The organism is Butyrivibrio sp. WCD2001 (assembly GCF_000424485.1).
Lineage (GTDB): Bacteria > Bacillota > Clostridia > Lachnospirales > Lachnospiraceae > Butyrivibrio.
Map to the genome: position 1 here is coordinate 1 of NZ_AUJZ01000057.1, position 1,210 is coordinate 1,210.

The window sequence follows — 1,210 nt, forward strand, 5'->3', positions numbered from 1 at the left end:
GACGAGAAAAGGCAAGACAAGGGGGCTGGAATGGCTCAAAGCCACCCTATGGGTATGCATTGAATGATGGAAACATGGTAGTTATTCCGGAAGAGGCCGAACATATAAAGCTGATATTTGATAAATACGTTAATTCAAATTTGGGCTTCATAGGAGTGGCACGGTGGATGAACGAGCATGGATATGTAAAGAATATAGGTACACATAATGGCCTAAGCGTTTTTACAGATCGGTTTGTTCAGCTGGTAATAACAAATTATGCATATTGCGGGAAAATAGCATATGGGAAACGTAAAACGGTGCTTAAAGAAGGTTCTGAAGAAGAATATCATATTATTGAGACAGATGATTTTCCTGTGTATGAAGGTAAACAAGAAGCTATTGTTTCTGTAGAAGTATGGGAAGCTGCACAAGCGAAAAGAATTGCAAAACAAGGGACTAGAGAACCTATTGATAAAGATCATCAATACATCTTTTCAGCACTTATTAAGTGTCCTGTTTGTGGAAAATCATTGTATGGTGTGCCTATGAGATCAAAAAAGAGAAAGGATGGAACACCATATCCAACATATTATGGTTATGCATGTAGATCTAAGCAGCATATTAATGGGGTAACATGCAATTATGGACAGATATCTAGTAGAATAATAGATGATGCTATGAGAGATATTATTTTAAAAATTGTGAATGCCGATAATTTTGGTACGATGATGTCTGAACTGGTGGGAAATCACTTGGATTCAGATGAGATTGAGCGGGAACTCAATACATCAATAAAAGCTCACAGACAGGCTTTGGGTTTACAAAGGAAACTTGAGAATGAATTAGATAACTTGGATGTTACTGATAAGCATTATGATCGTAAATATGAAAGCTTGAATAGAAGACTTGATGATGCATTTGAAGCTATTGAAACTACTGAAAAGAATATGCATGATTGTGAGGCTAGAATCGAGTCGATAAAAAAACAAATGCTTACCAAAGATAGTATCTATGAATCGTTAAAACTCTTTGATAAATTGTATGATAAGATGAACGATTTTGAAAAGAAAGCCTTTGTTAATTCATTCATCGATAGCATAGAGTTATATCCAGACAAAAAGAGAAAAAATGGTTGTCCAATAAAGACAATCCATTTCAAGTTCCCTGTTTCATATAATGGCGAGACGGTTTATGATGTTTCACCACCTTTATTTGCTACTGATGAGAC

1 protein-coding gene is annotated in these 1,210 nt (G+C 35.5%); it reads left to right on the plus strand.

Going from position 1 to position 1,210, the window contains the following annotated elements; translation table 11 throughout:
• Positions 1–1,210 (plus strand): recombinase family protein (locus G630_RS0117805; protein WP_026499371.1); only part of this gene is annotated, 1,210 nt, incomplete at both ends.